The organism is Bathymodiolus platifrons methanotrophic gill symbiont, from assembly GCF_002189065.1.
Taxonomy (GTDB): domain Bacteria; phylum Pseudomonadota; class Gammaproteobacteria; order Methylococcales; family Methylomonadaceae; genus Methyloprofundus.
Genome location: NZ_BDMN01000168.1, coordinates 1 through 2,963, shown reverse-complemented (window position 1 = coordinate 2,963; position 2,963 = coordinate 1). Strand labels below are relative to the sequence as shown.

Genomic DNA, 2,963 nt, shown 5'->3' with positions numbered 1-2,963 from the left:
AGCGATGGAAAAATTAAATCATCCAAAATTAGACGACTAATTCAACGCAGAACAAGCTTTGTGTAGGGTATGCATCGCATACCTATAGGCTTTCAGGTAAATAATTTCCATACATTCTGGGCAGTCAGAGAAACTATAGCAGCTCTGAAAGGTATGCGATGCGCACCCTACCGCAATATTTCCTGTTAAGTAGGTAGTCGAAATTATCCACAAAGATTATTGAATCTAGCTTATTAACGTTTAAAAATTGGACGGTTATTTATTTCCGTCTCCCTTATGTTATGGAAAAAGAAATTTAAGGTATTTCTAGCACTCTTGATTTATTATAAACATAGGCTTTACAAGAAATTCTGAAATTTAGCTTTTGTAAATATCGGCCCTTAGGAGTGAGGGTTTAATAAAAATACGGAAGTTTGACGCAGGATTTTTGTTCGTTTCTCCGTTACTCTACTCAGGAATTCTGTAATTTTTAATAAATAGATTCCTGTTAAAAGCGTACAGGAATGACTTTTTATTAGGTTTTACGAACTGTACTAGAATCTTAACTACTAAATCTCCATCGCCGCCCGAACACAACGAAGAATCCCGTAATTATAGGTTTCACCCAAAGCGTCATATACTGGCTTCAAGGCTGTATTTTGCTCTACTGGCAAACTGAGTATTTCATCTTGTATAGTATTTATTTCCTGCTCGCTTAGCTCTACTACATCATTTAATTCTACAGCACCTGCAGCGATGCCTTCTGCAAGATGGCCGTAGATAGTCGTATCTTTCAGCTTGCGCTGCGTAGCAATTTTATCGACAGAAAAACCCACTTTAAATAGAGCCACTGTTTCATCAACCGTTTCAGAAAGTTCAGAGTTTTGCTCCTGAATAGCATGGATTTTGCTTATAACAGCTAGAAACTCATCGGCATACAGTTCCAGCTTTTTAGCCCCTACACCTGAAATTTGTTCAAACTGTTGATGATTTGACGGAGTTTGTTCGACCATTTCGGTTAAACTTGCATCACTAAAAATAATAAACGGTGGCACATCTTGCTCATCAGCTAATTGACGGCGTTTAGCGCGCAATGCATCCCAGAGGACATTATCTCTATGTCGCGCAAAATCACCTCGGGTCACTTTAGCTTTTTTACTTTTTGGTTTAGCTAGGTCTTTACGAAACCTGATCTGAGTTTCACCGCGCAATAAGGGACGACAACTACTATTAAGCTTTAATGCACCATACCCTTCATAGTCCACATCAACCAGCCCTTTAACGACTAACTGTCTGAACACTGAACGCCATTGGCTTTCATCCAGATCCTTACCGATACCAAAGGTGCTTTGTTTATCATGAGCAAACCCTTTGATGCGTTCGTTCTCTTTACCTAATAAAACATCCAGTAAATAATTAACCCCAAAGCGTTGTTCGGTACGATAAATACAGGATAAAGCTTGCTGTGCTGCAATTGTGCCATCCCAGGTTTCCACAGGTTCAAGACAGGTATCGCAATTACCACAGGGTTGAGTATCGGTTTCACCAAAATAGTTTAAGAGTACTTCACGTCGACAGGATACCTGCTCACATAAGCCCAGCATGGAATCCAGTTTATGCAATTCAACACGTTTATGCATTTCATCTGCATCTGAGCCTTGCAGCATTTGTCGTAGGGTAATAACATCCTGCAAGCCGTAGGTCATCCATGCATTGGCCGGCTTTCCATCACGCCCTGCCCGTCCGGTTTCCTGGTAATAACCTTCAATACTTTTGGGTAAATCCAGGTGCGCGACAAAGCGTACATTAGGCTTGTCTATGCCCATCCCAAAAGCCACGGTAGCAACGATAACTACACCTTCAGACATTAAGAATTGATGTTGATGCTTGTTACGCAACTGATGTGATAAGCCCGCATGATATGGATAGGCATCCACTCCTTTTTTTTGTAACCATTCAGCTGTCGCTTCTACTTTTTTACGTGATAAACAGTAGACTATCCCGGCATCACCATTATGTTCTGCTTGAATAAAGCTTAATAATTGTTGTCGTGCATTGTCTTTTTGTACAATTCGGTAACGAATATTAGGTCGATCAAAACCACTTATAAATAGCTTTGCCTGGCTTAATGTCAGGCGGCTAATGATTTCTTCACGAGTGCGCTGGTCAGCAGTTGCAGTCAGGGCTATTCTGGGAATATCAGGAAAGCGTTCTGCTAATAATGATAGTTGCAAATAATCACTACGAAAATCATGTCCCCATTGAGACACACAGTGCGCTTCATCTATAGCAAATAAGGCAATATTTAAACGGCTAAATAATTGTAAGGTACGTTCAGAGGTCAAACGTTCGGGGGCAACATAAAGCAAATCAAGTTCGCCACGTAATAGTTGCTGTTCTATCGTTTGCACCTGATTATAGTCTAGGGTGGAATTTAAAAATGCAGCTTTGACACCTAATTGATGCAGGGCATTCACCTGATCTGCCATTAACGCTATCAAGGGAGATATAACGATACCAACTCCCTCACGAACAATTGCAGGAATTTGATAACATAGGGATTTTCCGCCACCTGTGGGCATTAAGACTACGGCGCTGTGTCCAGCAATTAATTGCTCAACGATAGCCGCTTGATCACCTCGAAAATCCGGGTAGCCAAATACGGTCTGTAAAACATCAATTGCCTGGTTAGCCTTATCAGATTGCGTCACACTTTTTATCCCTGGTCTTGAAACAGTTATATAATAGCCACATTATCCTAGAAACCGCAGTTGACCGCTATTAAACACCTGAAGTTTCCCAATAATTATTTATGGTAAAATTGAAACTATGCTACAACTATATGAAAAAAATAGTCTTTTCATTCGTTTCAAATGCTATTGCCTAAGGGGAATTAAGTAGGGGTTTGCTATAAACATGGCAAAACCACCTAAAATAAACCTCGATACACCAGCATTGTGTATTTCAGCTACTCAATAATTGGG

The 2,963-nt window shown here is 40.3% G+C and carries 1 protein-coding gene; it reads right to left on the bottom strand.

Features of this window, described 5'->3' with window-relative positions:
- Positions 1–548: 548 nt before the first annotated feature.
- Positions 549–2,690, bottom strand: coding sequence for a DNA helicase RecQ (recQ, locus tag CDZ78_RS10290; RefSeq protein ID WP_087869935.1), 2,142 nt, complete (start codon positions 2,688–2,690; stop codon positions 549–551).
- Between the last annotated feature and the right edge of the window lie 273 nt (positions 2,691–2,963).